The organism is Streptomyces sp. NPDC086835 (assembly GCF_044745705.1).
Taxonomy (GTDB): domain Bacteria; phylum Actinomycetota; class Actinomycetes; order Streptomycetales; family Streptomycetaceae; genus Streptomyces.
Genome location: NZ_JBIVAU010000003.1, coordinates 10,673 through 34,181, shown reverse-complemented (window position 1 = coordinate 34,181; position 23,509 = coordinate 10,673). Strand labels below are relative to the sequence as shown.

Sequence of the window (23,509 nt, the reverse complement as noted above, 5' to 3'; positions counted from 1 at the left end):
AACCTCGCGCTCTCACCCGAACGGCGCGGCGCCCGGCGTGTCCGTGCGCTGACCGGGTACCGGTGTCCCCATGAAGGCACTGGTGATCAACTGCACGCTCAAGGCGTCCCCCGATCCCTCCAACACCCATGCGCTGGCCACCGTCGTCGCGGGTCAACTCGAGAAGGACGGGGCCGAGGTGGAGTTCGTCCGGGCGGTGGACATGGACATCCGTCCGGGGGTGGTGAGCGAGGCCGTCGGCCCCGGCGACCAGTGGCCGCAGGTGCACGGGAAACTGATGGAGTCGGACATCCTCGTCGTCGCGTCGCCGACCTGGCTCGGGCGTCCCTCCTCCGTCGCCCAGCGTGTGCTCGAGCGCATGGACGCGATGCTCTCCGAGACCGACGACGCCGGCCGCCCCGTCGCCTACAACAAGGTCGCCGGGGTGGTGGTCACCGGCAACGAGGACGGCGCGCACCATGTGATCAGCGAGATCTCCGGCGCGCTGGCCGACATCGGCTACACCATTCCCGGCCAGGCGTGGACCTACTGGCACCTCGGGCCGGGGCCGGGCCCCGACTACCTCGACGACGAGCGGGGGCGCGACTGGTCGCACAGGACCGGCCGCGCGATGGCGGCCAACCTCTTCGGCACCGCGAAGGCCCTGGCGGCGAATCCGCTGGGCGCCCCGCCGGAGTGAGACCATGACACGGACCTACCGGCGGGCGGCGGACTACGTATCCGCCGCGCTGATCTTCCTGCGTGACAATGTGCTGCTGCGTGAGCCGCTGCGGCCCGAGCACCTGAAGCCCAGGCTCCTCGGGCACTGGGGCTCCTGCCCCGGCATCACCATGGTGTACTCCGCGCTCAACACCCTGATCCGCGAGCGGGACGCCGACGTCCTCCTCGTCACCGGGCCGGGACACGGCGCACCCGCCAACCACGCCGGTCTCTGGCTCGAGGGCACGCACGAGCACTACGACCCGGCGCTGGCCAGGACCGAGGCAGGGCTGACCGAGCTGGCCCGGCGCTACTGCGCTCCCGACGGCTTCCCGAGCCACCTCTCCCCCGCGGTGCCCGGCACCCTCCACGAGGGCGGCGAGCTGGGTTACGCCCTGTCCACCGCGTTCGGCGCCGCGTTCGACGCACCCGACCGGCTGGTGGCGTGCATCGTCGGGGACGGCGAGGCGGAGACGGGCCCGACTGCCGGCGCCTGGCATTCGTCGAAGTATCTCGACCCGGTGACCTGCGGCGCCGTACTGCCGGTGCTGCATCTCAACGGCTACAAGATCTCCTCGCCCACCGTGTTCGCGAGCATGTCCGACGACGAACTGACGTCGCTGTTCCGCGGCTACGGCTGGGACCCGCGCATCGTCGACGTGACGGACGACCCGGACGGCGAACCGGTCGCCGCGGCGGTGCGCGCCGCGCACACCGGCATCCGGGACATCCAGGGCCGCGCACGGACGGGACGGATCCTTGAGCGTCCCGCGTGGCCGATGATCGTACTGCGCAGCCTCAAGGGACAGGGAGCGCCGGCCGAGGTCGGAGGGAAGCGCATCGAGGGGACCTTCCACGCGCACCAGGTGCCGCTGGACGGTGTCCACGACGACCCGGAGCAGCTCGCCGCACTGGAGGCATGGCTGCGCTCGTACGGCCCGCAGGAGCTGTTCGACGAGGAGGGCCGGCCGGTCGCGGAGGTGCTGGACACCTGCCCGTCCGGCGATCGGCGCATCGGTATGCAGGCGGCGGCTGACGGGGGACGGCTGCGGCGCCCTCTCGACCTGCCGCCGCTCGAGCCGTACGCCGTCGACGTCCCGGACGGCCCCGGCTCGGCGAAGGCGAGCCCCAACGAGGTGCTGGCGGACTGGCTGACGGAGATCATGCGCAGGACCGCCGCCGCCCGCGACTTCCGCATCATGTCGCCCGACGAGCTGGCCTCCAACAAGCTGGACGCCGTGCTGAAGGCGACCGGCCGCGGATATGTGTGGCCCGTCGAGGAGTACGCAGAGGACCTCACCCCCGACGGCCGGGTGCTGGAGATCCTCTCGGAGCACAACTGCCAGGGCTGGCTCCAGGGTTATCTGCAGACCGGGCGGCACGGGCTGTTCCCGACGTACGAGGCGTTCGCGTCGGTCGTCGACAGCATGCTCAACCAGTACGCGAAGTGGCTGAAGATGTCCCGCGAGGTGCCCTGGAGGGCACCGGTCAGCAGCCTCAACTACCTGCTCACCAGCGAAGGCTGGCGGCAGGAGCACAACGGCTACAGCCACCAGGGGCCGGGGTTCATCAACAACCTGCTCACGAAGAAGAGCACCGTCACCGGTGTCCATCTGCCGCCCGACGCGAACACCCTGCTGGTCACCATGGAGCGGGTGCTCGCCGACACCGGCCGGATCAACCTGGTCGTCGCGGGCAAACAGCCGGCGGCGCAGTGGCTCACCCTCGACGAGGCCCGCGCGCACTGCGAGGCGGGCGCATCGGTCTGGCGGTGGGCGTCGACGGACGACGGCGAGGACCCCGAGCTCGTCCTGGCGTGCGCGGGCGGCATTCCCACCGTCGAGACCCTCGCCGCGGCCCAACTGCTGCGACGCGACCTCCCGCAGGCGCGCATCCGGGTCGTGAACGTCGTCGACCTGTGCGCGCTCGCGCCGTCGGACCGGCATCCGCACGGCATGACCGACGCCGACTTCGACGCCCTCTTCGGCACGGAACTCCCGGTCGTCGTCGACTTCCACGGTTACCCCTCCGCCGTGCACCAGTTGCTGCACGGCCGCCCCCACCCCGGCCGGTTCCATGTGCGCGGCTACGTCGAGGAGGGCACCACGACCACTCCGTACGACCTGCTGGCGAGCAACGGCGTCTCACGGCACGACCTGGCGATCGCGGCACTGCGGCATCTGCGCGGCCGTCCGGCGGCCGCGGGTGATCTCGCCGCCCGCTACGCGCTCCAGCGGGACCGGATCCGCGAGGAACTGCGGCGCACGGGGGTCGACCCCGCCGAGATCACCGAATGGACGTGGGAACCATGACGGACACCGGCACCGCGACCGCTTCGAACCTGCTCGTCGTCGACGCCGGGTCCTCGAGCCTCCACCTGAGCGTGGTCGACGGTGAAGGACGGGAACTGGCCGCCCGGCACGAGACGGAAGCCCCGGGAAGCGGGACGCGGCAGGTGATCGAGGAGTTGCTGCGTCAAGCCCCGCCGGTGGCGGCGACCGGCCACCGCCTCGTCCACGGCGGGCCGCGGCTGCTCGGCCCCACACTCGTCGACGACGCGGTGCGGGCGGAGCTCGACCGGGCCGCGGAACTGGCGCCCCTGCACGTGCCGCCCGCTCTCACCGCCCTCGACGCGACACGGCGGCTGCTGCCGGACGCCGCGCACGTGGTGTGCTTCGACACCGCGTTCCACGCCGGGCTGCCCGAGCCGGCCCGCACCTACGGCCTGCCCCGGGAGTGGACGGACCGGCACGGGCTGCACAGGTACGGCTTCCACGGCCTCTCGTACGCGTGGGCCCTCGACCGTGCCGCGGCCCTGCTGGACCGGCCTTCCCGCGACCTCCACCTAGTGATCACGCACCTCGGCGGCGGCTGCTCGGCGTGCGCGGTGCGCGAAGGCCGCAGCGTCGACACCACTATGGGCTTCACCCCGCTCGAAGGCATGGTGATGAGCAGACGCAGCGGCAGCGTCGACCCCGGACTGCTGCTGTGGCTCCAGACATCGGCCGGATTGGCGCCCGAGGAGATCACGGAGACCCTGAACCGGGGATCCGGCCTGCTGGGCCTTTCCGGCACCTCCGGCGACACCCGCGACCTCCTGCGGTCGGCTGCCGACGGCGACCGGCGGGCCGCGCTGGCCCTCGACGTCTTCACGCTGGGCGTCCGGCGCGGCATTGCCGGCTGCGCGGCGTCGCTGGACCGGCTCGACGCGCTCGTCTTCACCGGCGAGATCGGCTGCGACCAGCCGGAGGTGCGCGAGGCGGTCTGCGCGGGTCTGGGCGTACTCGGCGTCACGGGCGGCCTGCGGCCGGAGAACGTGCACGAGGACACCGTCGTCAGCCCGGCCGGCGCGACGGTCCCGGTGCTGGTCGTACCGACCGGCGAGGGGCAGCGGGTCGCGCAGGAGACCCGAACGCTGCTCACACGTCACGCCGGTCAAAAATAGCGCCCGTTTCGTGTCATTCAGCCCTCTTCGGGTAACCGTCCGGCGCGACTTGCACGGACGTACGGAAGCACGAAGGAGGTGCTCCTGACATGGGGCACATCGAACGAGGCAGCAATCCCGTCAGCCCACGCAAGGACGACGAGATGAAGCACGAGCTGGAGGGCTACCTCCGGTCCGGGCAGCACACCCACGTCGAGGAGGCCAACGACCCCGAGCCCGCCGCGGACGACGACGTCCGGGTCGGCACGTCAGGACCCGTCCCCCCGCCCGGTGAGGAACGCGACCGGGCACGCGCGGAGACCGAGGCCGAGTCCCTGCGGCTCGAACTGGCCCGCCACATGGACCGCACGTCGTTCCCGGCGGACCGCGCCGCGGTCCTGCGCGCCCTGGAGGAACACCACGCCCCCGACCCGGTCGTGGACCGGGCCCGCGGCCTCCCGGAGGACGGCACGTACCGCAACGCGGACGAGATCGTGAAGGCGCTGGGGAGGACGGGGGGCGGCTGACGCGTCGTCCGGGGCGGGGGCGGGGGGTGCGTGGCCGCTGCGCGTGGCGTGTCCCCTCCCGCCCTTCCCGCTGTGCCGAATTGCGGCTCCCGCCGCGTGGGCAGGCCCCGGACTCGTACCGCGCTCTGCGCGGTGCCCTCAAGCGCCGGTCGGGCTGGATTCGCTACGCGAAATCAGCCTCGCCGGCGTTCGAGGCGCGGGGTGAAGGTGGGGGTCCCGGGGCCCCGCCGCCAGGCGTAGGAGGAGGAGCCCCCGGAACACCGCGCGGAGCGCGGTGTCGGGTCCGGGCGGAGCCCCCGCGCGGCGGAGCCGCACATCGGTACAGCGGGAAGGGGTGGACAGGGGAACGGCCCGCGCAGCGGCCATGCCACCGTCACGCCCCCGCACCCGACCGCCCCACCACCGTCGCCGCCTTGTCCGCACGGCGCCGCGCGTCCCGGGCCGCCCGGGACGCGCGGGCGGCTTCCTCACGCGCGTCCCGGTGTTCGCGTTCGGTCTGCCGCTGCCGCTCCCGGGCCTCTTCCAGCTCTTGGGCCAGCGCCGCCACCCGCTCGCTGATCCCGTCCAGCGCCGCCTGTGACCGCTCGAGCGCCGCCGAGGCCTCCTTGTGGGCCTGCTCGCGTTCGCGGGCCTGCCGTTCGGCCTCCTCCGCGTCCTGCCGGGCGCGGTCCAGCTTCTCGCGGCGGCGGCGGGCCCCGGCGTCCTCCTCCGGCTCCGGCGGTGATTTCGGCGGCGGTTCCGGCTCGCGACGCGCCGGCCGGGCCGGCCGCACCGTCGCCCCCGCGCCCGCCTCCAGCCCGGTGAAGCCGACCGGCGCATTCAGCGGTCGGTCGAGATGCCCGGCCGCCCACTGCCGTGCGGCCTCCGGATCGGCCAGCACCGCGTGCAGCGTGGCTTCGATCTCGTGGAACGCGGCCTCGCCGACGGACTGTCCCTCCTCCGCCGCCAGCTGCCGCGCCTCTCGGGCCAGCGCCCCGACCAGGAGGTGCTGCTGTCTGCCGAGCTCGCGCAACTGCTCGCCGTCGAGGTTTCTGTGGGCCTCGCGCAGACCCTCGCCGAGGCTGATCAGCGGCCGGACCTTGTCCGGCTCCCTGCGTACGAGCATGTTTCCGGCCCAGGCCGACACGGTCGGCCTGCGCAGAGCCCGGATCCGTTCGGCCAGTTCACGGTCCCCGGCCCGACGGGCCTCGGCAGCTCGCTGGTTGCGGACCGCCGTGAATTCGTGAGGACGCAGCGCGTAGAGCTCGTCGAGGGTGCTTTCCAGGTCCACCGTGCTCCTTCAACGGTCCCCACCCCGCCGAACACCATGCCGTTTCCCAGGATCCCACTCGGTCCCCGCCGTGCCAGTCGGCCCCCTGCGGGCCGCGGAGCACCGGTCCCCCGCCCCCTCGTGCGGGGGACCGGTGCGGCCGGTTTCACCCGGCCGTCCGAGCCGCGCCCACGCCGTGCCGTCCCGTGTGAACGGCAGTCCGCGTCCGTCAGGGCGTGACGGTGCAGGCGGCCCCGTTCAGCGTGAACCGGTCCGGTTCCGCGAAGGTGCCGGTGTACGTCCCCTGGAAGCCGAACGATTGCGTGCCGCCCGCCTGGATACGGCTGTTGAAGCCGACGTCACGCGCGGTCACCGTGCCGCCCGACGAGGTGAGCGAGGCGTTCCAGGCGCTGGTGACGCTCTGGCCGGCAGGCAGGGCGAAGCCCAGGTTCCAGCCGTCGACGGGAGCGGTTCCGGCGTTCTTGATTGTCACCTCCGCGGTGAATCCGCCCGGCCACACGTCGGCGGCGTAGCCGACCTGGCAGCTGCCGGCCGGTTCGCCGGGAGGCTCCTCGCCGCTGCCGCCGTCGTTGTCGCTGATCACGGAGGAGAAGGAGTTCACCGACAGGCCGGCGCCGCCCTGCCAGGGCTCGAAGCCCGCCTGGATGCTCGTCATGTACCAGTTCGGCGCGGCCATGCCGCGGCTGACGGTCTGGTCGACGAAGTCCATGACGTCGAAGGACCAGCTGGGGATCGCGGTGGGAGCGACGAAGGAGATGACGTCGTTGCCGCCGTTGTTGCCGGTCCACACCTCCCAGGTGCGGCCGCCGACCGTCGCGGACCCGTTCCGCGAGCCGATCGGCTGGATCGGACCCACACGGTTGAACCAGATCATGATCTCGGTGCGGTTGACCCCGTCGGTCTTGGGCTGGGGGTCGAGCCAGATGTCGAACGAGGCGTTGTAGACCGCGTTGTCGACATAGCCGTAGGAAATGCTGGTGGGTGCGGACCCGATGGTCGCGATCTGCTTGGGCAGCCGGGTGCCGGGCGAGCAGTTGGTGTAGTGGCACCCGTTGAAGATCGACGGGTAGGACTTCGGTGCCCCGTTGGTGGGCACGGAGCCGTCGGCGCGGGTCAGGGTGAAGCCCGTGCCGGTGACATCGACGCACTGGGTGGCGCTGGTCCCCCAGCGGTTGTTCTGAACGACGTAGCGGTCCTGGATCGTGGTGCTGCCGTACTGCTCGCAGATCTCGACGTCGGCCTGGGGCGCGGTCCGGATGTCCGCCTGGGCGGCGGGCGCCGCCGACAGCAGCGTGGCCGGGGCCCCGACCGTGAGCAGAAGCGCGGTGGCGAAGGCGCGTAAACGGTGTCGCATGGTGTCCCTTCAGCAGGTGCGGGCATACCGTGGGAGCGCTCCCATCGCGCTGGACTGTAGGAGTGTTTCGAACCCCTGACAAGACACGCCGTTGCAATTGGTTCTTTGCGTTCAAGCCTTGACCCGGTGGCGGCCCCCGGTCGGCCCCACCGTCCGCCGCCACTTTCCGCGACCGCCACAGGCGCACCGCGCCCGTGCCATGATCGGCTTCATGTCTTCCCTGTCCGCCCCGGCCGCCTGGCCCGCCGCACTCGCCACCCCACGACTCGCCCTGCGCCCGGTCGAACGGGCGGACGTGGCGGTGATCACCCGTCTGTGGACGGACCCCGAGGTCCGCCGCCACCTCGGCGGACCGGTGGACAGCAACGTCGTACGCATCCGCGAGCGCAGGTGCGTCGGCGCCCCCGGCGTCTTCGCTGTGGTGCGGCAGTCGGACGAGACTGTCGTCGGCCTCGTCTCGGTGACCGCCGGGTCCAGGGACGGCAGGACCGAGGTGTCGTACCAGCTCCTTCCCGAGCACTGGGGCCGCGGTTACGCCCGTGAGGCCGTCACCGCCGCCGTCTCCTGGGCCCAGGACGGCGTCCCGCCCGGGTCGCCCGGGGTGGTCGCGCTGACCCAGGAGGCCAACCGCCGGTCGCGGCGACTGCTCGAGGAGTTGGGTGCCACCTTGGTGGACAGCTTCGTCGAGTGGGACGAGGCGCAGGTGCTGTACGCGTTCCCGACAGCGCCGGCGCGCTAGCCGGCGGCCCGCCGTCATGCGGTCGGCGGCCGCGGCGGGACCACGGGCACGGGGGGGGGCCGCGGGCCCGGAGCGTCCCGGCCCGCGGCCCGCCGCGCCCCTGGGGTCATGCCTGATCGGCGGCCGCGTACAGCGCGGCCACGTCGAGTTTCTTCATACCGAGCATGGCCTTCATCGCCCGCTGCGCCCGCGCCTCGTCCTCGTCCTTGATGAGCTCCTCCAAGGCGGCGGGGACGACCTGCCAGGACAGGCCGTACTTGTCCTTCAGCCAGCCGCACGGGCCCTCCTGGCCGCCCTCGCCCAGCTTCTCCCAGTAGTAGTCGACCTCCTCCTGGTCCGCGCAGTTGATCAGGAGGGAGATCGCCTCGCTGAAGGTGAAGTCCGGGCCGCCGTTGATCGCGGTGTAGTCCTGGCCGTCGAGGGTGAAGTCGACGGTCAGCACGGTGCCGGCCGGCCGCGGACCGGCCTCGCCGTAGTACGAGATGTGCTTGATCTCCGAATTCGGGAACACGGAGACGTAGAACTCGGCTGCTTCCTTGCCCTGGGTGTCGAACCAGAGATTCGGAGTGATGCGCGGCATGGGGTGCTCCTGACATGGTCCGTGGCGGAAGTTCCGCACTGTCCGTTCCGCACTGTGACTTCGGTACTGTCTCTTTACCGACCGCCGCGCCGCCCGGAATTCATCGCTCGCGTCCCCGTAGGACCGGGCGGAGGATAGGAGCGATGACAGGACCCGTGACCCTGATCAGTGAGAGCCCGGAGGACCCGTACTCGCACGGTCGAGCCGCCTCCGTGGTGCTGGACCGGCACGGCCTGGTGATCGGCTGGAGCGAACGCGCCCGCACGCTGGTCGGCTGGTCGGCCGAGGAGGTGCTCGGCCGACCGGCGGTGGAGGTCCTGGTCGACCCCGAGGACCACGCGGAAGTCCTCGAGGCCACCGCTGCCTGCGTCCGGCAGCGCGGCTGGTTCGGGACCGTGCCCGTCCGGACCCGTGACGGCCGCAGGCTCGGCTTCGGGATCCGGGCCCGCCAGGTGATCCGGACGGAAGGCCGCCGGGAGTGGTATCTGGTGGCCGCGCCGGCGGAGGAGGTGGTGCAGTGGGAGATCGACCGGTCCGTGATGGACGGGCTGTTCCGCAGGTCCCCGATCGGTCTGTCCGTGCACGACAAGGACCTGAACGTTCTGCGGATCAACCGGGCCATCGCACGCATCGGCGGCATCACCCCCGAGGAGGCGCGCGGCCACCGGATCGGTGACTTCCTCATCGAGGCGGACGCCCGGATCGTGGACGCGGGGCTGCTGAAGGTGCTGGAGACCGGCACTCCGATGATCTTCACCGAGCAGCCGTGCCGCATGAGGGGAATGCCCGGCAAGGAGCGGTACGTCTCCGTGTCGGCATTCCGTGTGGAGGACGCGGCCGGCAGCGTGCTGGGAGTGACCAACCTGGTCGAGGACGTCACCGACCGCCACCGGGCGCGTCGCCGGCTCGCCCTGCTCACCGAGACCGGCGCCAGCGTCGGCACCACGCTGGACGTGGAGACGACCGCGCAGGAGCTCGTCCGGGCGGCGGTTCCCGACCTGGCCGACTGTGTGTCGGTCGACCTTCTCGAGTCGGTCAGCCGTGGCGAGGAACCCGTCGCGGACGGCGGCGCCAGGCCGCTGCGCAGGACCGCGAACCGCTCCGTCACCGCGGAGACGGAGCGCCTGCTGTTCGAGGTCGGGACGGTCAATTCGTTCCCCGAGGGCACGCCGCAGGCCAGGTGTCTGTCCACCGGGATGCCTGTGCTCGAGCCCTCCATCGACGTGTCCGAGAACGCCAGGGCTCTGGGGCAGGGCGAGGTGCCGGCGGGTGCCATGCACTCGCTGATGGTGGTGCCGCTGAAGGCCCGCGGGCTCGTCCTCGGTTTCGTCAGTCTGTGGCGGTCTCAGCTGCCGGAGCCGTTCGAGGAGGACGACCTCACCCTGGCGAGCGAGCTGGCCGCCCGGGCCGCGCTGTCCCTCGACAACGCCCGCCGTTTCACCCAGCAGCACCGTGCCGCGCTGGCGCTGCAGCGCCGCCTGCTGCCGCGTGAGTTGCCGGTCCATCCGGCGGTCGTCGTCGCCCACCGCTACATGCCGGCCGGCGGCGCGACGGGGGTCGGCGGGGACTGGTTCGACGTCATCCCGCTGTCCGGTGCTCGGGTCGCCCTCGTCGTGGGCGATGTCGTCGGGCACGGCATCAACGCCGCGGCCACCATGGGCCGCCTGCGTACGGCGGTGCACACCCTCGCCGACCTCGATCTCGACCCCGACGAGGTGCTCTCCCATCTCGACGACCTGGTGAACAGGCTGGCCGGGGAGCAGGAGCAGGACATCGAGGGCGCGCCGGGCGAGCAGGTGGTCGGCGCGACCTGCCTGTACGCCGTCTACGACCCGGTGAGCCGGCGCTGCTCCATCGCCCGTGCCGGCCATCCGCCGCCGGTGGTGGTGACACCGGAGGGAGTGGCCGCCGTCGCCGAGCTGCCGGCCGGTCCCCCGCTCGGGCTGGGCGGGCTCCCGTTCGAGTCGGCCGAACTGACACTGCCGGAGAACAGCGTGCTCGCCCTTTACACGAACGGGCTCGTGGAGGGCGCCTACCAGGACGTGGACGCCGGGCTGGACGAGTTGTGCGCGGTCATGGCCGGTGCGCGAAGGCCGGTGGAGGAGATGGCGCAGGCGGTGGTCGACCGGATGCTGCCGGCGCGGCCCACCGACGATGTCGCGCTGCTGCTGGCCAGGACGCTGACCCTGGCGCCGGAGTCGGTGGCCACCTGGGAGCTTCCGGCGGAGCCTACGGCGCCCGCCCGGGCCCGCCGGCTCACGGCGGACCAGCTGGCGGCGTGGGGACTCGAGGCCATGGCCTTCGCCACGGAGCTGATCGTCAGCGAGCTGGTCACCAATGCCTACCGCTACGCGAGCGGCGGACCTCTGACGCTGCGGCTCATCCATCACCAGCGGCTGATCTGCGAGGTCTCCGACACGAGCAGCACCTCGCCGCATCTGCGGCGGGCCCGGAGCACCGACGAGGGAGGGCGGGGGCTGCTCCTCGTCGCGCAGCTCACGGCGCGCTGGGGCACCCGGCACTCGCGGGAAGGCAAGACCGTCTGGACGGAGCAGAATTTCCCGCCGCTGCTCGGCGGAGCGGGCGGCGGCACGGCCGTGTAGCGGCCCGTACGCCCACGGGCCGGCAGGTGTGACCGAGCGTTGCAGTCGGCCCGCCAACTGCAACGCTCAACCCCCGAACGGGCGCGGACATGGCGTCGAGGTGCCGGCATCTGCAGCGCGCTCGGCGGCACTCCTGGGCGCGCGGGCCTCCTGCCCTCCTCGCCAGGTCGGACGTCACTGGTCGCCGGAGCGGCGGGGTGCTGTGATGGGTAGGGAAGACGCGTTCACGAGCGGGCAGGGCCGTGGAGGCCGACGCGCCGCGCGTCGTCCGCCCGGGCGGTCCGACCGCGGCCGCCCTGTCGCAGAACGGAGGAGGCCGACGCCATGCTGCACCGCCGCACGGTCGGTGACGTGATGACCGAGGAGGTCGTCACCCTCCGCCCCAGTACACCGTTCCAAGAGGTCGCCACCCTGCTGGACGCGAACGACATCGTCGCGGCCCCCGTCGTCGACGACGACGGTGCTCCCGTGGGCGTCGTGTCCGCGTCCGACGTGCTGCGGCACGAGACCGGCATGCCCGATCCGCAGGGGGAGGACGGGAACGACGAGCACGCCTGGGGCAAGGCCCGGGCCCGGACCGCCGGCGCGCTCATGAGCAGCCCGGTCTTCACCGCCCGCGCCGACTGGACGATCCCCCGGGCCGCGCGGGAACTCCGCAGGCGACACGTCAAGCAGCTGCCGGTGGTCGGTGACGACGGCCTCCTCACCGGCATCGTCAGCCGTAGCGACCTGCTCGACGCCTTCATCCGCTCCGACGCCGAGATCCGCGATGAGGTCGAGCAGGACGTCCTGGGGCGCATCCTCGGCCTGGACGAGGGCACCGTCGCGGTCGAGGCCGTGGACGGCGTCGTCACCCTGCGGGGCCACGTCCCGGACCCGCGTCTCGTCCCGGTGGTCGTGGGCCTCTGCCAGGGCGTCGACGGTGTCGTCGCCGTGGACGCCCACCTCGCCGCCCGGTCGGGCTGACCTGCGTGCCGGCCGGAGCGCTGACGCCGGCCGGTCAGGACGCTGATCGGCGAGGGGAACGCTGAGTCACAGCAGGGGCAGGGCGCCGGGAGCGCGACCGCCACTGTGGTCCGGACCAGGATATTGCCGCGGCGATCGCCCCGCGCCAAGCTGCGGGCATGGAACTGGAGTTGCGGCACCTCAGGACGATCCGGGCCATCGCCGACGCCGGCAGTCTCACCAAGGCGGCCACCGCGCTCGGCCTCGCCCAGCCCGCGCTCAGCGCGCAGTTGAGGAGGATCGAGCGTTCACTCGGGGGGACCCTGTTCGAGCGCGGCCGGACCGGTGTGCGCGCCACGGCTCTCGGTGAACTGGTCCTGGAGCGCGCGCGTGTCGTGCTGCCCGCCGTGCACGAACTCCAGCAGGAGGCCGTGCGGTTCGCGCGGGCGGGAGCGCCGTACGGTCCGCGGACGCCGCTGCGGTTCGGGGGCACGCACGGGCCGCTGCTCGGAGGGCTCGTCGACCGGCTCGCCTCCGCGGACCCGGGTGTCACGGTGGTCACCCACACCTCGTGGTCGGAGCGTGAGATCGCCGCGTCGGCCGCCGAGGGCCGGCTGGACTACGCGCTCATCGGCGCGTGCGGGGAGAGCTCACCGCCCGGGTCCGGGAGCCTCGCCTGGACGGAGGTCGCCCGGGACCCGGTGTTCGTGATGCTCTCCACGGGCCATCCGCTGGCGGGCCGCTCCAGGATCGAGCTGGCGGAACTGGCCGCGGAGGCATGGACGGACGTGCCGGGCGACGGCTGTTTCGCCGACTGCTTCGCCGCCGCCTGCGTCCGGGCCGGTTTCACACCTGCGTGCGTGTACGAGACGGACACCGCCTCCTGTGTCCATCTGGTCCAGGTGGGGCGGGCCGTGGGCCTGTGCCGGGCCACCTTCCCCGACACGCCGGGCATGGTGACACGTCCGCTCGTCGGCACGCCCCTCGTGTGGCGCCACCTCCTCGGCTGGCACCCCGAGGCGCCCGCGGCGACGCGGGCGCCCGAGGTCGTCGCACATGTGCGTGCCGCGCACAGTGACGCGGTGGCCCGCAGTTCCAGTTACGCGCGGTGGCTGACGGCCCGGGGCGCGGTCCTCCATAACGCCGTGGAGGGGGCCGACTGGTAGCTGCCGCACGGCGGTTCTCGTTCCCTACGGTTTCGGCACACCTCCCACGAGACCGAGGGGACTTCCATGCTCCACAGACACGTCAAGGCAGCGTGTGTCGGTGCCGCCGCCGCTGCCGCGCTCGTCCTGACCTCCCTGCAGGGCGCCGCGTCCGCGCAGCAGGCCGGCACGGCACCCGGCGCCGCCGCACGCACCGCGGCGGACACGCTCACGGTGTCCGCCGCGCAGCCGGAACTGCTCCGTGCCCTGCAGCGTGACCTCGGGCTCACCCGTGCCCAGGCCGAGCGGCGACTGGTGAACGAGGCCGAGGCGGGCGCCACCGCCGCCGTGCTCCGGCAGCGGCTGGGGGCGGCGTTCGCCGGCGCCTGGGTCGAGGGGGCCGACTCCGGCACCCTGACCGTGGCCACCACCCGGGCCGCCGACGCGGCCGCCATCAGGGCCGGTGGCGCCGAGGCCCGGCTCGTGACCCACACCTTGGCCGAACTCGACCGTACGAAGGCGGCGTTGGACCGGGCCGCCGCGCGCAACTCCTCGACGGCCGTGCCCGTCTGGTACGTCGACGTCCGGGCCAACGCCGTCGTGGTCCGGGCCGTGGAGAAGTCCGCGGCGCAGACCCTGATCGGGGCGAGCGGCGCCGAGCGGGACCGGATACGGGTCGTCCCGACCGAGGAACAGCCACGCCCGCTGTACGACATCCGCGGCGGCGACGCGTACTACATGGGCGGGGGCGGCCGTTGCTCGGTCGGCTTCGCGGTCACCCGGGGCACCACTCAGGGCTTCGCCACGGCCGGCCACTGCGGCCGGGCCGGCACCACGACCAGCGGCTACAACCAGGTGGCCCAGGGGACCTTCCAGGCATCGACGTTCCCCGGCCGGGACACGGCGTGGGTGGCGACGAACAGCAACTGGACCTCGACGCCGTACGTCAAGGGCCAGGGCGGGCAGAACATCCGGGTGACGGGTTCGGTGCAGCAGCCGGTCGGCGCGTCGATCTGCCGCTCCGGCTCCACCACGGGCTGGCACTGCGGCACGATCTCGCAGCACAACACCAGCGTCACGTATCCGGAGGGGACCATCACGGGCGTCACACGGACGACGGTGTGCGCCGAGCCCGGTGATTCCGGCGGCTCGTACATCTCCGGAAGCCAGGCGCAGGGCGTCACCTCCGGTGGTTCCGGTGACTGCCGCAGCGGAGGCACCACGTTCCACCAGCCGATCAACCCGCTGCTGCAGGGGTACGGGCTGACGCTGAAGACCACCACGGGCCCGGGCGAGCCCGGTGAGCCAGGGGAGCCGGGCGAGCCGGGCGGGACCTGGGCGGCGGGCACCGTCTACCAGGCCGGCGCGCAGGTCACCTACGGCGGCGCGACCTACCGCTGCCTCCAGGGCCATCAGGCCCAGGCCGGCTGGGAACCCCCGAACGTCCCCGCGCTCTGGCAGCGCGTGTGACCGGCTGACCGACCGGCCTCCCGAGGGAGCGCGTGCCGTGGCTGCGGGGCCACGGCACGCGCTCCTCCGGTTTGCGGTGTACGGGACCCTTGCCGTGCCGTGTCCGGCACGCTTCACTGTCGATCACCCCACAGGAGAGCAACCGTCCCTTGACCCGAAGGGTTTCCCTTGACTGCCCTGCCCGTACGCCTGACCGGCGTCAGCGCCGCCGCCTGCGCCATCGTCCTCGGCGTCGCCCTGCCGTCCTCGGCGATCAACTCGTACAACGCGACACCCGCTCCCGAGCGCACCGAGGTCGGCGCTCTCGTCGCCACGTGGGACGCCGACAACGACCCGGCGACGCCGGACCGCGTCGACTGGGTGTGTTCCGGCACCATGATCGACGCGGACACCTTCCTCACCGCGGCGCACTGCACCACCGACTGGCCGGAGAACGTGCGGTTCTACGTCTCCCTCGACCAGGACGTACAGGCGGGCCTGGACCGGGCCGCCGCGCAGCACCCCGGCGACCCGGCCGCCGTGGCGGGCGCCGTGGCTGTCGAGGGCACCGCCCACAACCACCCGGGCTACCCGGGTCCGGCGGCGGACACCCATGACATCTCGGTCGTCGAGGTGCCGGCCGCGAAGATGCGGGCCCGCTGGTCCTTCACCCCGGCGGCGCTGCCGGCTGCGGGCGCCCTCGACGCGCTCGGGGCGCAGGGGCTGGACGACACCCCCTTCGTCGTCGCCGGATACGGGACGCAGGAGGCCGCCCGCGGGCCGGGCGGCCACACGCATCCGGGCGGCGGCGTCCGGATGAAGGCCCCGGTCACCTTCGACGCGCTCAACAAGTCGTGGGTGCGCCTGGCCATGACCGCGCCCCAGGGCAACGGCGGGGCGTGCTACGGCGACTCCGGCGGCCCGAACTTCGCCACTCTGAAGGGCAAGCGGACCCTCGTGTCGACAACCATCACGGGCGACTCCCCCTGCTACGCCACGAATGTGACGTACCGTCTGGACGCCCCCGGCGCCCGGGCGTTCCTCTCCCCGTTCACCGAGCTGCCCTGACGCACCCCCGACGGGCGACGTCGCGGACGGCGGTCACCAGTCGCCGTCCGCGACCGGCTTTCCCGGTTCCGGCGCGTCGCCGAGGGGCATGACCTGTCCCGGCGCCGGCGGCTGCCAGGGGTCGTAATCGTCGCCGAGCCAGTCGCCGACCGGCTGCACACCGCTGAGGGCGTCCGCCGGCGCGAGGTCGGCCGCGCTCTCGTCGTAGTACTCGTACCAGGGCAGTCCCGCACGCGTGTATGCCGCGCGGTCGACGGGGGACGGGGGCGGCTCCTCACCGGTGATGCGGCGCCACTCCGGCGGGGTCACCAGGTGGACGAAGACCCGGCCGGAGGGCTCGTCCGCCCAGTCGGACAGACGCCGGTCGTCGCGGTAGACCTCCTGCCGCATGGAGCCGCCCACACCGAGGCCCATCGCGGCGGAGCGGGCCCGGGGCGGACCGCCGGGAGCGGCCTGCGGGGCCGCTCCGAAGGCGGGGGCCGCGGGCGGAGGCAGCGGCGCTCCGTAGGCAGGCGCGCCGCCGGGCTGCGCGGCCGCCGGGTACAACGGGGTGGCGCGTACGGCCCGTTCCGCGCGGACCCGCTCCTCCTCGCGCCAGGCCGCCAGTGCCGCGTCGGACAGCCCGAACGCCTGGAGCTGCACACCGCCCCAGGTCTCCTCACCGGTGACCTGCCCCTCCACCGTAGCGCCCAGGCCGAGCGGGACGGCGACGAACTGACGCACCGTGCCCTTGCCCGAGTTGATGCCGTCCAGCCACGGCTGGCGGGGCAGGACCACATAGTTCTGCGGCTTCCGGGTCAGTGTGCCGCGCCACGGCTTGCCGGAGACGGCGCACACGTTGCCGACACCGACCTGGAGTGCGGCCGGCTCGCTGCTGCCCGCGAAGCTGAGCCACATCGCCTCGCGGAGATACACCGGCAGCATCACGCCGCCGCGCTCGCGCATCTGCGGCGGCACGGTGCCGAGATGGTCCTCGACCCGCCGTACGGGGAACTCACCGAGCCCGGGCGGCAGTTGATGCGTCCCCGATTCGGGCAGGCGGAGCGTCCTGATGAACCGGACCCGTACTCCCCCGCCCAGCAGCAGACTGTTTCCGTCGACGCGTACGGCGCTCGCGGCCACGACGAACTCCCCTCTTCCCGGCGTGTGCTCTGCGGGTAACACGAGCCGGGGCCTGTCGTGGTTCCACCTCGGGCACCAGGGGCGGGAACCGGTCAGGCAGGCGGCACGACGTCCTGCTCCGCCCAGACGACCTTTCCCTCCGAGGTCCGGCAGGAACCCCAGCGCCGGCAGAGCATGTTGATGAGCTGGAGCCCGCGGCCGCCTTCGTCGTTGAGCGTCGCGTGCTGGATGAGCGGCAGGTCGGGGCCGGTGTCGGACACCTCGACGACGAGCCTCTCGTGGCGCAGCAGACGCAGTTGTCCCGGTCCACCGCCGTAACGCAGGGCGTTGCCGACCAGTTCGCTGACCACCAGTTCGGTGGTGTCGGCGAGGCCGGCGAGATCCCATCCGGCCAGTTGTTCCACCACGAGCCGGCGGGCCGCGGACGCGGCGGTGGCATCGGCGGGCAGCGGCCAGACCGCCACGTTCTCGCCGGCGCGGGCGTCGTGCGCCGTGGCGACGAGCATGACCGCTTCGTCGAAGCGTTGGGCCGGTCCCCAGTCGCCGGTCAGCAGGCCGCAGGACTCGAGTACGGCGGGAGCGGCGCCCGACGCGGCCTTGCGCAGCCGTGCGAGCTGCACGTCGATGTCGTCCGCGCGGCTCTTGATCAGGCCGTCGGTGTACAGCATCAGGCGGCTCGCGGCGGGCAGCGTCACCTTCACCGGGTCGTAGGGGATGACACCGGCGCCCAGCGGGGCTCCCACCGGTACGTCGAGGTATTCGGCGTTGCCCGCCGCGTCGACGAGCAGGGGCGGCGGGTGGCCGGCCGTGGCGATGGTGCACACGGAGGTGGCGGGGTCGTACACCGCGCACAGGCAGGTGGCGACCTGGTCGTCCTCGAGGTCGCGGGCCGCGAGGTCCATCCGGGCCAGCACCCGCTCCGGGACGATGTCCAGGGCGAGGAGGGTGCGGGCGATGGCGCGCAGCCGGCCCATGGTGGCCACGGCGGCGAGCCCGTGTCCCATGACGTCGCCGACGACGAGGGCGGTCCGCCCGCCGGGCAGCGCCATCACGTCGTACCAGTCGCCGCCGACGCCGCTCGCGTCCGCGGTCGGGGCGTAGTCGGCGCACACGTCGAGCCCGGGCGTCTGCGGGGTGGTGCGCGGCAGGAGGTTGCGCTGGAGGCTGACGACATGTTCCCGCTCCCGCTTGTACAGGCGCGCGTTGTCGACGAAGACGGCGGCCCTGGAGGCCAGTTGCAGGGCGAGCGCGAGATCCGTGCGGGAGAACGGCGGCCTGCGGCCCGCCCGCACGAAGTCGGCGACGCCCAGCAGCACCCCGCGGGCGATCAGCGGAACCACCATGTAGCTGTGCACCCCGGCCTCGCGCATCTTCTCCGCGCCCCGTGCGGTGGGCGCCACCCGCGCGAAGTCGTCCCGGGTGAGCCGGCTCATGAGCACCGGCTGCCGGCTCATCAGGGCGTGGACCGCGACCGTGTCCTTGTTGACCGAGGTCAGCTCGCCCACGGGGTCGGGCTCGAGCTCCATGAGCTCGGGAACGGCGGAGACGGCGATGGCCCGCATGACGGGCCGCTCCCCGGCCCCGCCCGCTTGTACGTGCTCGCCGCGCAGCGCGGACTCCAGCAGGTCGATGGCCGCGCCGTCGGCGAGCCGGGGCACGACGAAGTCGGCGAGCTCCTGCGCCGTCCGTTCCAGGTCGAGCGTGGTGCCGATCTCGGTACTGGCGTGACTGAGCCATTCGAGGCGGTTGTGCATGGTGAACCGTTCGGCCAGACCGGCCGCCCGGCGGCGCAGCGCCGGTCCTCCGGTCCGCCGCCCCCATCCCGGATGTCTCACCGCACCGCCTTCCCTGCCGTCGCTGGATCAAGTATGGGGTGGGTGGCTCCTGTGTGCCCCCGGACGGCGCGGCCCGATCCGGTTCCGCGGGCGGACGGCGACCGCGGGCGGCCGAACGGACCGGACAGAGCGGGCACACGGACTGCTCACTGCCTGCGGGCCGCCGATCCCCGCAGCGCGGACGGGCTGGTGCCGAACCAGCGGGCCACCGCGCGGCGCAGGGTCCGGGCGTCGCTGAAGCCGAGCATGGCCGCGATCCGGTGCAGCGGGAGGTCGCTGGTCGTCATCAGTTCCTCCGCCCGTACGAGCCGGACGGAGTCGACGAGCGCCTCGTAGCTGGTGCCGTCCTCCGCCAGTCTTCTGCGCAGCGTCCGCTCGCTCATGCCGCGTGCCAGGGCCTGCTGGGCGAGAGGGGGGACGTGCGGCAGGCCGCGGGCGACGGACACCTCCAGCCCCTGCACCAGGTCCTGCCGCTCCCGGCGCCGCGTGCGTGCCGCGTCGAGGAGCTCGACGACCTGGGCGAGGGTGTAGGCGTCGGCGCCGGGCAGCGGGCTGTTCAGGCATGCCCGTCCGAAGACGATCCGGTCGTCGGATGCGCCGAAGGTGACGGGGCAGCGGAAGTACCGTTCGTACTCGTCGCCGTACGGCGGGCGGGCATGCTGTACGGCGAGGGAGTGCGGTGCGAACTCCTCCTGCCAGGCGTCCCTGATCAGGGCGACGATGCTGCCGAACGCCTCTTCGAGGAGAAAGGCCCGCAGGCCGGAGTCGGTGTATCGGGCGGTCGCGAGGACGGCGGCGCCGTCCGGCACCGGTGCCATGCGGTAGTCGAGCATGGAACCGGTGGCTCCGTGGTGGCGGACGCCGAGCCGGAGGGCGTCGTGCAGGGTCGGGCTCGCCTGGAGGCCGAGGCCGACCAGCCCCCACGCGGTGACCCGCTGACGGCGGCCGACGGCGAGGCCGAGCGCGGGATCACCGAGGTCCCGCATCGCTTCCCTGATCACGGAGCTGCCCTGGCGGTAGGACACCCGCTGGCCGACCGCGCTGAGGGCGGCCTCGCTCAGGCCCGCACGGCGCAGGGAAGGGCCGAGGTCGTGTCCTCGTTCCGCCGCCACCAGCGTGAGGTAGCGCAGGAGATGGGGCGTGATGGTGGCGGACCCGTACCGCGGGTCCGCCAGTCGTGCGGTGAGCGGAGCGCCGGCCGGCCGGCGGGTGTGCTCGTCGGGTACCGGTTCGTGCGACGGCATCGGCCCACCTCCGGGCGGCCACTGTAGGGATTCCGGCCGCGTGAGGACAGACCCGGTGGCCGCTGAAGTCCCGTTACTGGCCGGTTCGGTCCTCTCCCCCGGCCGCCCACCACCCTTACCGTCGGTCACACCTGTCACCGACGGCACCGGTTCCGGTATCCGGCACGAGGGAGAAGGCATGCGGTTCCCCACAACCAGCCCGAAGGCGCTCTCCCTGCTGCTCGCGGGGTCGCTCGGGGCCCTGGCCCTGGCGGCCGTGCCGGGAGCGGCACCGGCCGGCGCGGCCCCGGCGTCCGGCACGGCGGCGCCTGAGCCCACGACGTATCTCGTCGGCCGGGGCATCTCCGACGTCACCGGAGAGGCCGCCGAGGTGGGCATGATGGGCTACTCGAGCTTCGAGCAGAAGGCGTCGGGCATCCATCAGCGGCAGCGATCCCGGGCGTTCGTCGTCGCCGACCGGACCAGCGGGAAGCGGGTCGTCTACGTCAACGCCGATCTGGCCATGATCTTCCAGTCCGTGCAGCAGGGGGTCGTCGCCGGGCTCAAGGCTCGCTACGGCTCGCTCTACAGCGAACAGAACGTGCTGCTCTCCGCGACCCACACGCACGCCGGATCGGGCGGCCACTCGCACCACCTCGCGTACAACCTGGCCTCGCTCGGCTTCCAGAAGGACACCTACCGGGCGATCGTCGACGGGATCGTCGAGTCGGTGGTCGAGGCCCATGAGGATCTCGCACCGGGCACCATCACGCTCGGCAGGGGCGAGTTGACCGACGCGAGCGTCAACCGGTCGAGGACGGCCTTCGAGAAGAACCCGGCCGGCGACAAGGCGGCCTTCCCCGGCGCGATCGACCCGGCGATGACCGTGCTGCGCTTCCGGCAGGGCGACCGCGACATCGGCGCCATCAGCTGGTTCGCCACCCACAACACGTCGCTCACCAACAAGAACACGCTGCTCAGCCCGGACAACAAGGGCTACGCGGCGTACGAGTGGGAACACGACGACCAGGGCGTGCGCTACCTGGAGAACAAGGAGGGCTTCGTCGCGGCGTTCCCCAACACCAACGCCGGCGACATGTCGCCCAATCTGAATCTCAAGCCGGGCTCGGGCCCGACCGAGGACGAGTTCGAGAACACCCGGATCATCGGTGACCGGCAGTTCCGCAAGGCACAAGAGATCTACGACGGCGCCGCCGTCCCGCTCAGCGGCGGTGTCGACTCCCGGATGCGGTTCGTGAACATGGAGCAGGTGACCGTCGACGGGAAGTACACCCCTGACGGCAAGGAGCACCGCACGTGCCCGGCCATGGTGGGCGCCTCGACGCTCGCGGGCAGTGTGGAGGACGGGCCCGCGATCCCCGGCTTCACGGAGGGCATGAACAGTCCGGTGGCGAAGCTGCTGGAGCCCTTCGACATCGACCCGCCCGAGTGGCTGGTGAGCTGCCAGTACCCGAAGGCGAACCTGGTGCCCACCGGCCTGGTCAACGCGGTGACGCCGACGACGCCGACGGTCCTGCCGGTGCAGATCGTCAAGATCGGCCAGTTCTACCTGGTGGCCGGCCCGGCCGAGTACACGATCGTCTCCGGCCTGCGCATCCGCCGTACGGTCGCCCAGGAGCTGGGCGTACCGCTGGAGAACGTGCTGATGCAGGGCTACGCGGGCGCCTACAGCCAGTACGTGACCACGCCGGAGGAGTACGACCTCCAGCAGTACGAGGGCGGCTCGACGCTCTACGGCAGGTACACGCTGCCCGCCTACCAGCAGGAGTTCGCCTCGCTCGCGGCCTCGCTGAGGGACGGCACCACCATCGACCGCGGCCCCGCGCCGGCCGACCACTCGGACCGTCAGACGTCGTTGCAGACCGGCGTGGTGATGGACAACCCGCCGACGGGACACAAGTTCGGCGACGTACTGGCCGAGCCGGCCGCGTCGTACGGCCAGGGGGGCACCGTCACCGCAGAGTTCGTGACCGGCCACCCGAAGAACAACCTGCGCCGTGGCGGCACGTTCCTCGAGGTGCAGCAGCTGGTGGACGGCCGGTGGGTCCGCCGGCTGGACGACGGTGACTGGGACACCAAGTACCGCTGGGTGCGGCTGAACGGCGTGACCGGCACGTCCAAGGCGGTCGTCACGTGGAAGGTGGCCCCGGGGACGCCGGCAGGGACGTACCGGATCGTGCACTTCGGTGACTCCAAGAGCCTGTTCGGCAAGATCACCGGTTTCAGCGGTGCCACCCGGTCCTTCACGGTCGGCTGAACCGCGCCCCACGGGCGCGCCCCGCGGCACGATCGCCGGGGCGCGCCCGCGGGCGCGGGCCGGGTACGCCCGGCCGTATCCGGAATGTGATGCTCAAGTTCAGCTCAGATGTAATGACACTCGGACCATCGACTCCTTACTCTCCTCGCAAAATCGAGTGAAGGATGTCGCACCATGAAGGCCTACAAGTCCGCCGCCGCGGCGATCACCGTGCTCGCGGTCGCACTCACCGCAACCGCGTGCGGCGGCGACTCCGAGAGCGCCGGCGACGGTCCCACCCGGCAGGCGAAAGCCGACGACCTGCCGAAGCTGCCCACCTACAAGGTCGCCACGGGTGTCGACATCGACTCGCCGACGCTGGAGAAGGCGCAGAAGGCCGGAAAGCTCGTCATCGGCGCCAAGAACGACCAGCCCTTCCTCGGTTTCGAGGACGAGAAGGGCAACCGGTCCGGCTTCGACATCGAGATCGCCAAGATGATCGCCGCGGACCTCGGCTTCTCCGCGGACATGATCGAGTTCAAGACGGTGGACACCGGCGTCCGCGAGGCGGCCATCTCCAACGGAGAGGTCGATCTGTACGTCGGGACGTACACGATGAACGAGGAGCGGAAGAAGAAGGTCGCCTTCGCCGGCCCGTACTACATGGCGGGCGCCGACCTCCTGATCCGCGAGAACGACCGGACGATCGCGGGACCGTTCTCGCTGGAGGGCAAGACGGTCTGCTCGGCCAAGGGCTCGACCGCGCTCCGTGAGATCAAGAAGCCGGAGTACAACACCCGGACGGTCGAGACGACCAAGTACACCGAGTGTGTCGAGCAGCTGCTCGAGGGCAAGGTCGACGCCGTCACCACGGACGACGCGATTCTCAAGGGCTACGCCGCCCAGCACGCGGGCAAGTTGAAGGTCGTCGGCCAGCCGTTCACCGAGGAGCCGTACGGCATCGGCATGGCCAAGGACGACGAGGCCCTTCAGGACGCCGTCTCCGACGCGCTCCAGGCGCACGACGAGAACGGCGACTACAAGCTGGCGTACGACGCGACGCTCGGTCTGTCCGGCTCCCACTACGTGGGCCCGCCGATGGTCCAGCGCGACTGACCTCACACGGCGTAGGCCGCGGCGGGGGGGGGCCCGGGGGGGGCCCCCCCCCCCCCCGGGGGGGGGGGGCCCCCGGGGCGGCGGGGGGGGGGGCCCCCCGGCGGGGCCGCCCGCGGCACAACAGACACCCGACCACCCACACCCGGCCACCCA

The 23,509-nt window shown here is 72.4% G+C and carries 18 protein-coding genes; 12 read left to right on the top strand and 6 right to left on the bottom strand.

Annotated features, from left to right (window positions below; genetic code table 11):
- Positions 1–70: 70 nt before the first annotated feature.
- From ACIPJI_RS11770 to ACIPJI_RS11755, 4 genes are all read left to right on the top strand, one after another.
- A complete protein-coding gene (locus ACIPJI_RS11770) occupies positions 71–679 on the top strand; it encodes a flavodoxin family protein (protein ID WP_356622733.1) in 609 nt (202 codons plus the stop codon).
- A 4-nt stretch (positions 680–683) separates the two neighbouring features.
- Complete coding sequence (locus tag ACIPJI_RS11765) at positions 684–3,011, top strand: phosphoketolase family protein (RefSeq protein ID WP_402245853.1); 2,328 nt, start codon at positions 684–686, stop codon at positions 3,009–3,011.
- Positions 3,008–4,144, top strand: coding sequence for an acetate/propionate family kinase (locus ACIPJI_RS11760; RefSeq protein ID WP_402245852.1), 1,137 nt, complete (start codon positions 3,008–3,010; stop codon positions 4,142–4,144). Before ACIPJI_RS11765 ends, ACIPJI_RS11760 begins: the two co-directional genes overlap by 4 nt.
- An 89-nt stretch (positions 4,145–4,233) precedes the next feature.
- Positions 4,234–4,650 carry a DUF2795 domain-containing protein gene (locus tag ACIPJI_RS11755; RefSeq protein ID WP_356622736.1) on the top strand — a complete coding sequence of 139 codons (417 nt, stop codon included), beginning with the start codon at positions 4,234–4,236 and terminating at the stop codon, positions 4,648–4,650.
- Between the two features lie 373 nt (positions 4,651–5,023).
- Here the strand turns inward: ACIPJI_RS11755 and ACIPJI_RS11750 are convergent, their stop codons facing one another.
- Positions 5,024–5,920: a hypothetical protein gene (locus ACIPJI_RS11750; RefSeq protein WP_402245850.1), complete on the bottom strand. Its 897-nt coding sequence runs from the start codon at positions 5,918–5,920 to the stop codon at positions 5,024–5,026.
- A 208-nt stretch (positions 5,921–6,128) separates the two neighbouring features.
- Positions 6,129–7,274: a cellulose binding domain-containing protein gene (locus ACIPJI_RS11745; RefSeq protein ID WP_402245848.1), complete on the bottom strand. Its 1,146-nt coding sequence runs from the start codon at positions 7,272–7,274 to the stop codon at positions 6,129–6,131.
- Between the two features lie 211 nt (positions 7,275–7,485).
- Here ACIPJI_RS11745 and ACIPJI_RS11740 point away from each other — a divergent pair, with 211 nt between their 5' ends.
- On the top strand, positions 7,486–8,013 hold the full coding sequence (locus ACIPJI_RS11740) for a GNAT family N-acetyltransferase (RefSeq protein ID WP_402245846.1): 528 nt from the start codon (positions 7,486–7,488) through the stop codon (positions 8,011–8,013).
- Between the two features lie 106 nt (positions 8,014–8,119).
- On the opposite strand, the gene ACIPJI_RS11735 is transcribed toward ACIPJI_RS11740, so the two are convergent.
- A complete protein-coding gene (locus ACIPJI_RS11735) occupies positions 8,120–8,593 on the bottom strand; it encodes a VOC family protein (RefSeq protein ID WP_356622740.1) in 474 nt (157 codons plus the stop codon).
- A gap of 143 nt (positions 8,594–8,736) precedes the next feature.
- Between ACIPJI_RS11735 and ACIPJI_RS11730 the strand changes: the two genes are divergently transcribed.
- The 5 genes from ACIPJI_RS11730 (at position 8,737) to ACIPJI_RS11710 (ending at position 15,803) form a co-directional block, all read left to right on the top strand.
- Positions 8,737–11,196, top strand: coding sequence for a SpoIIE family protein phosphatase (locus tag ACIPJI_RS11730; RefSeq protein ID WP_402245844.1), 2,460 nt, complete (start codon positions 8,737–8,739; stop codon positions 11,194–11,196).
- Between the two features lie 324 nt (positions 11,197–11,520).
- Complete coding sequence (locus ACIPJI_RS11725; protein ID WP_307704888.1) at positions 11,521–12,162, top strand: CBS domain-containing protein; 642 nt, start codon at positions 11,521–11,523, stop codon at positions 12,160–12,162.
- 158 nt (positions 12,163–12,320) lie between these two features.
- Positions 12,321–13,307 carry a LysR family transcriptional regulator gene (locus ACIPJI_RS11720; protein WP_307704889.1) on the top strand — a complete coding sequence of 329 codons (987 nt, stop codon included), beginning with the start codon at positions 12,321–12,323 and terminating at the stop codon, positions 13,305–13,307.
- A gap of 66 nt (positions 13,308–13,373) precedes the next feature.
- Positions 13,374–14,756 carry a carbohydrate-binding protein gene (locus ACIPJI_RS11715; RefSeq protein ID WP_402245841.1) on the top strand — a complete coding sequence of 461 codons (1,383 nt, stop codon included), beginning with the start codon at positions 13,374–13,376 and terminating at the stop codon, positions 14,754–14,756.
- Positions 14,757–14,924: 168 nt separating this feature from the next.
- Positions 14,925–15,803 carry a trypsin-like serine protease gene (locus tag ACIPJI_RS11710; protein WP_402245839.1) on the top strand — a complete coding sequence of 293 codons (879 nt, stop codon included), beginning with the start codon at positions 14,925–14,927 and terminating at the stop codon, positions 15,801–15,803.
- Between the two features lie 33 nt (positions 15,804–15,836).
- Here ACIPJI_RS11710 and ACIPJI_RS11705 read toward each other — a convergent pair whose 3' ends face one another.
- The 3 genes from ACIPJI_RS11705 to ACIPJI_RS11695 all read right to left on the bottom strand — a co-directional run bounded on the left by ACIPJI_RS11705 (position 15,837) and on the right by ACIPJI_RS11695 (position 20,004).
- Entirely contained in the window at positions 15,837–16,925 is a 1,089-nt protein-coding gene (locus ACIPJI_RS11705) for a hypothetical protein (RefSeq protein ID WP_402245838.1), read from the bottom strand.
- Between the two features lie 92 nt (positions 16,926–17,017).
- On the bottom strand, positions 17,018–18,679 hold the full coding sequence (locus tag ACIPJI_RS11700; protein ID WP_356622762.1) for a SpoIIE family protein phosphatase: 1,662 nt from the start codon (positions 18,677–18,679) through the stop codon (positions 17,018–17,020).
- A gap of 227 nt (positions 18,680–18,906) precedes the next feature.
- Positions 18,907–20,004, bottom strand: a complete 1,098-nt coding sequence (locus tag ACIPJI_RS11695; RefSeq protein WP_307704893.1) for an AraC family transcriptional regulator — start codon at positions 20,002–20,004, stop codon at positions 18,907–18,909.
- A gap of 178 nt (positions 20,005–20,182) precedes the next feature.
- Here ACIPJI_RS11695 and ACIPJI_RS11690 point away from each other — a divergent pair, with 178 nt between their 5' ends.
- Positions 20,183–22,261, top strand: a complete 2,079-nt coding sequence (locus ACIPJI_RS11690; RefSeq protein ID WP_402245836.1) for a neutral/alkaline ceramidase — start codon at positions 20,183–20,185, stop codon at positions 22,259–22,261.
- Positions 22,262–22,435: 174 nt separating this feature from the next.
- Positions 22,436–23,356 (top strand): glutamate ABC transporter substrate-binding protein, encoded by a 921-nt coding sequence (locus ACIPJI_RS11685; protein WP_402245834.1) that lies wholly within the window; start codon positions 22,436–22,438, stop codon positions 23,354–23,356.
- Positions 23,357–23,509 lie beyond the last annotated feature (153 nt).

What these genes read in the sequence shown, in the direction of transcription:
- ACIPJI_RS11770 (WP_356622733.1), top strand. Translation starts at nt 71, where the DNA reads ATGAAGGCACTGGTGATCAACTGCACGCTCAAGGCGTCCCCCGATCCC.
- ACIPJI_RS11765 (WP_402245853.1), top strand. Translation starts at nt 684, where the DNA reads ATGACACGGACCTACCGGCGGGCGGCGGACTACGTATCCGCCGCGCTG.
- ACIPJI_RS11760 (WP_402245852.1), top strand. Translation starts at nt 3,008, where the DNA reads ATGACGGACACCGGCACCGCGACCGCTTCGAACCTGCTCGTCGTCGAC.
- ACIPJI_RS11755 (WP_356622736.1), top strand. Translation starts at nt 4,234, where the DNA reads ATGGGGCACATCGAACGAGGCAGCAATCCCGTCAGCCCACGCAAGGAC.
- ACIPJI_RS11745 (WP_402245848.1), bottom strand. Translation starts at nt 7,274, where the DNA reads ATGCGACACCGTTTACGCGCCTTCGCCACCGCGCTTCTGCTCACGGTC.
- ACIPJI_RS11740 (WP_402245846.1), top strand. Translation starts at nt 7,486, where the DNA reads ATGTCTTCCCTGTCCGCCCCGGCCGCCTGGCCCGCCGCACTCGCCACC.
- ACIPJI_RS11735 (WP_356622740.1), bottom strand. Translation starts at nt 8,593, where the DNA reads ATGCCGCGCATCACTCCGAATCTCTGGTTCGACACCCAGGGCAAGGAA.
- ACIPJI_RS11730 (WP_402245844.1), top strand. Translation starts at nt 8,737, where the DNA reads ATGACAGGACCCGTGACCCTGATCAGTGAGAGCCCGGAGGACCCGTAC.
- ACIPJI_RS11725 (WP_307704888.1), top strand. Translation starts at nt 11,521, where the DNA reads ATGCTGCACCGCCGCACGGTCGGTGACGTGATGACCGAGGAGGTCGTC.
- ACIPJI_RS11720 (WP_307704889.1), top strand. Translation starts at nt 12,321, where the DNA reads ATGGAACTGGAGTTGCGGCACCTCAGGACGATCCGGGCCATCGCCGAC.
- ACIPJI_RS11715 (WP_402245841.1), top strand. Translation starts at nt 13,374, where the DNA reads ATGCTCCACAGACACGTCAAGGCAGCGTGTGTCGGTGCCGCCGCCGCT.
- ACIPJI_RS11700 (WP_356622762.1), bottom strand. Translation starts at nt 18,679, where the DNA reads ATGCACAACCGCCTCGAATGGCTCAGTCACGCCAGTACCGAGATCGGC.
- ACIPJI_RS11695 (WP_307704893.1), bottom strand. Translation starts at nt 20,004, where the DNA reads ATGCCGTCGCACGAACCGGTACCCGACGAGCACACCCGCCGGCCGGCC.
- ACIPJI_RS11690 (WP_402245836.1), top strand. Translation starts at nt 20,183, where the DNA reads ATGCGGTTCCCCACAACCAGCCCGAAGGCGCTCTCCCTGCTGCTCGCG.
- ACIPJI_RS11685 (WP_402245834.1), top strand. Translation starts at nt 22,436, where the DNA reads ATGAAGGCCTACAAGTCCGCCGCCGCGGCGATCACCGTGCTCGCGGTC.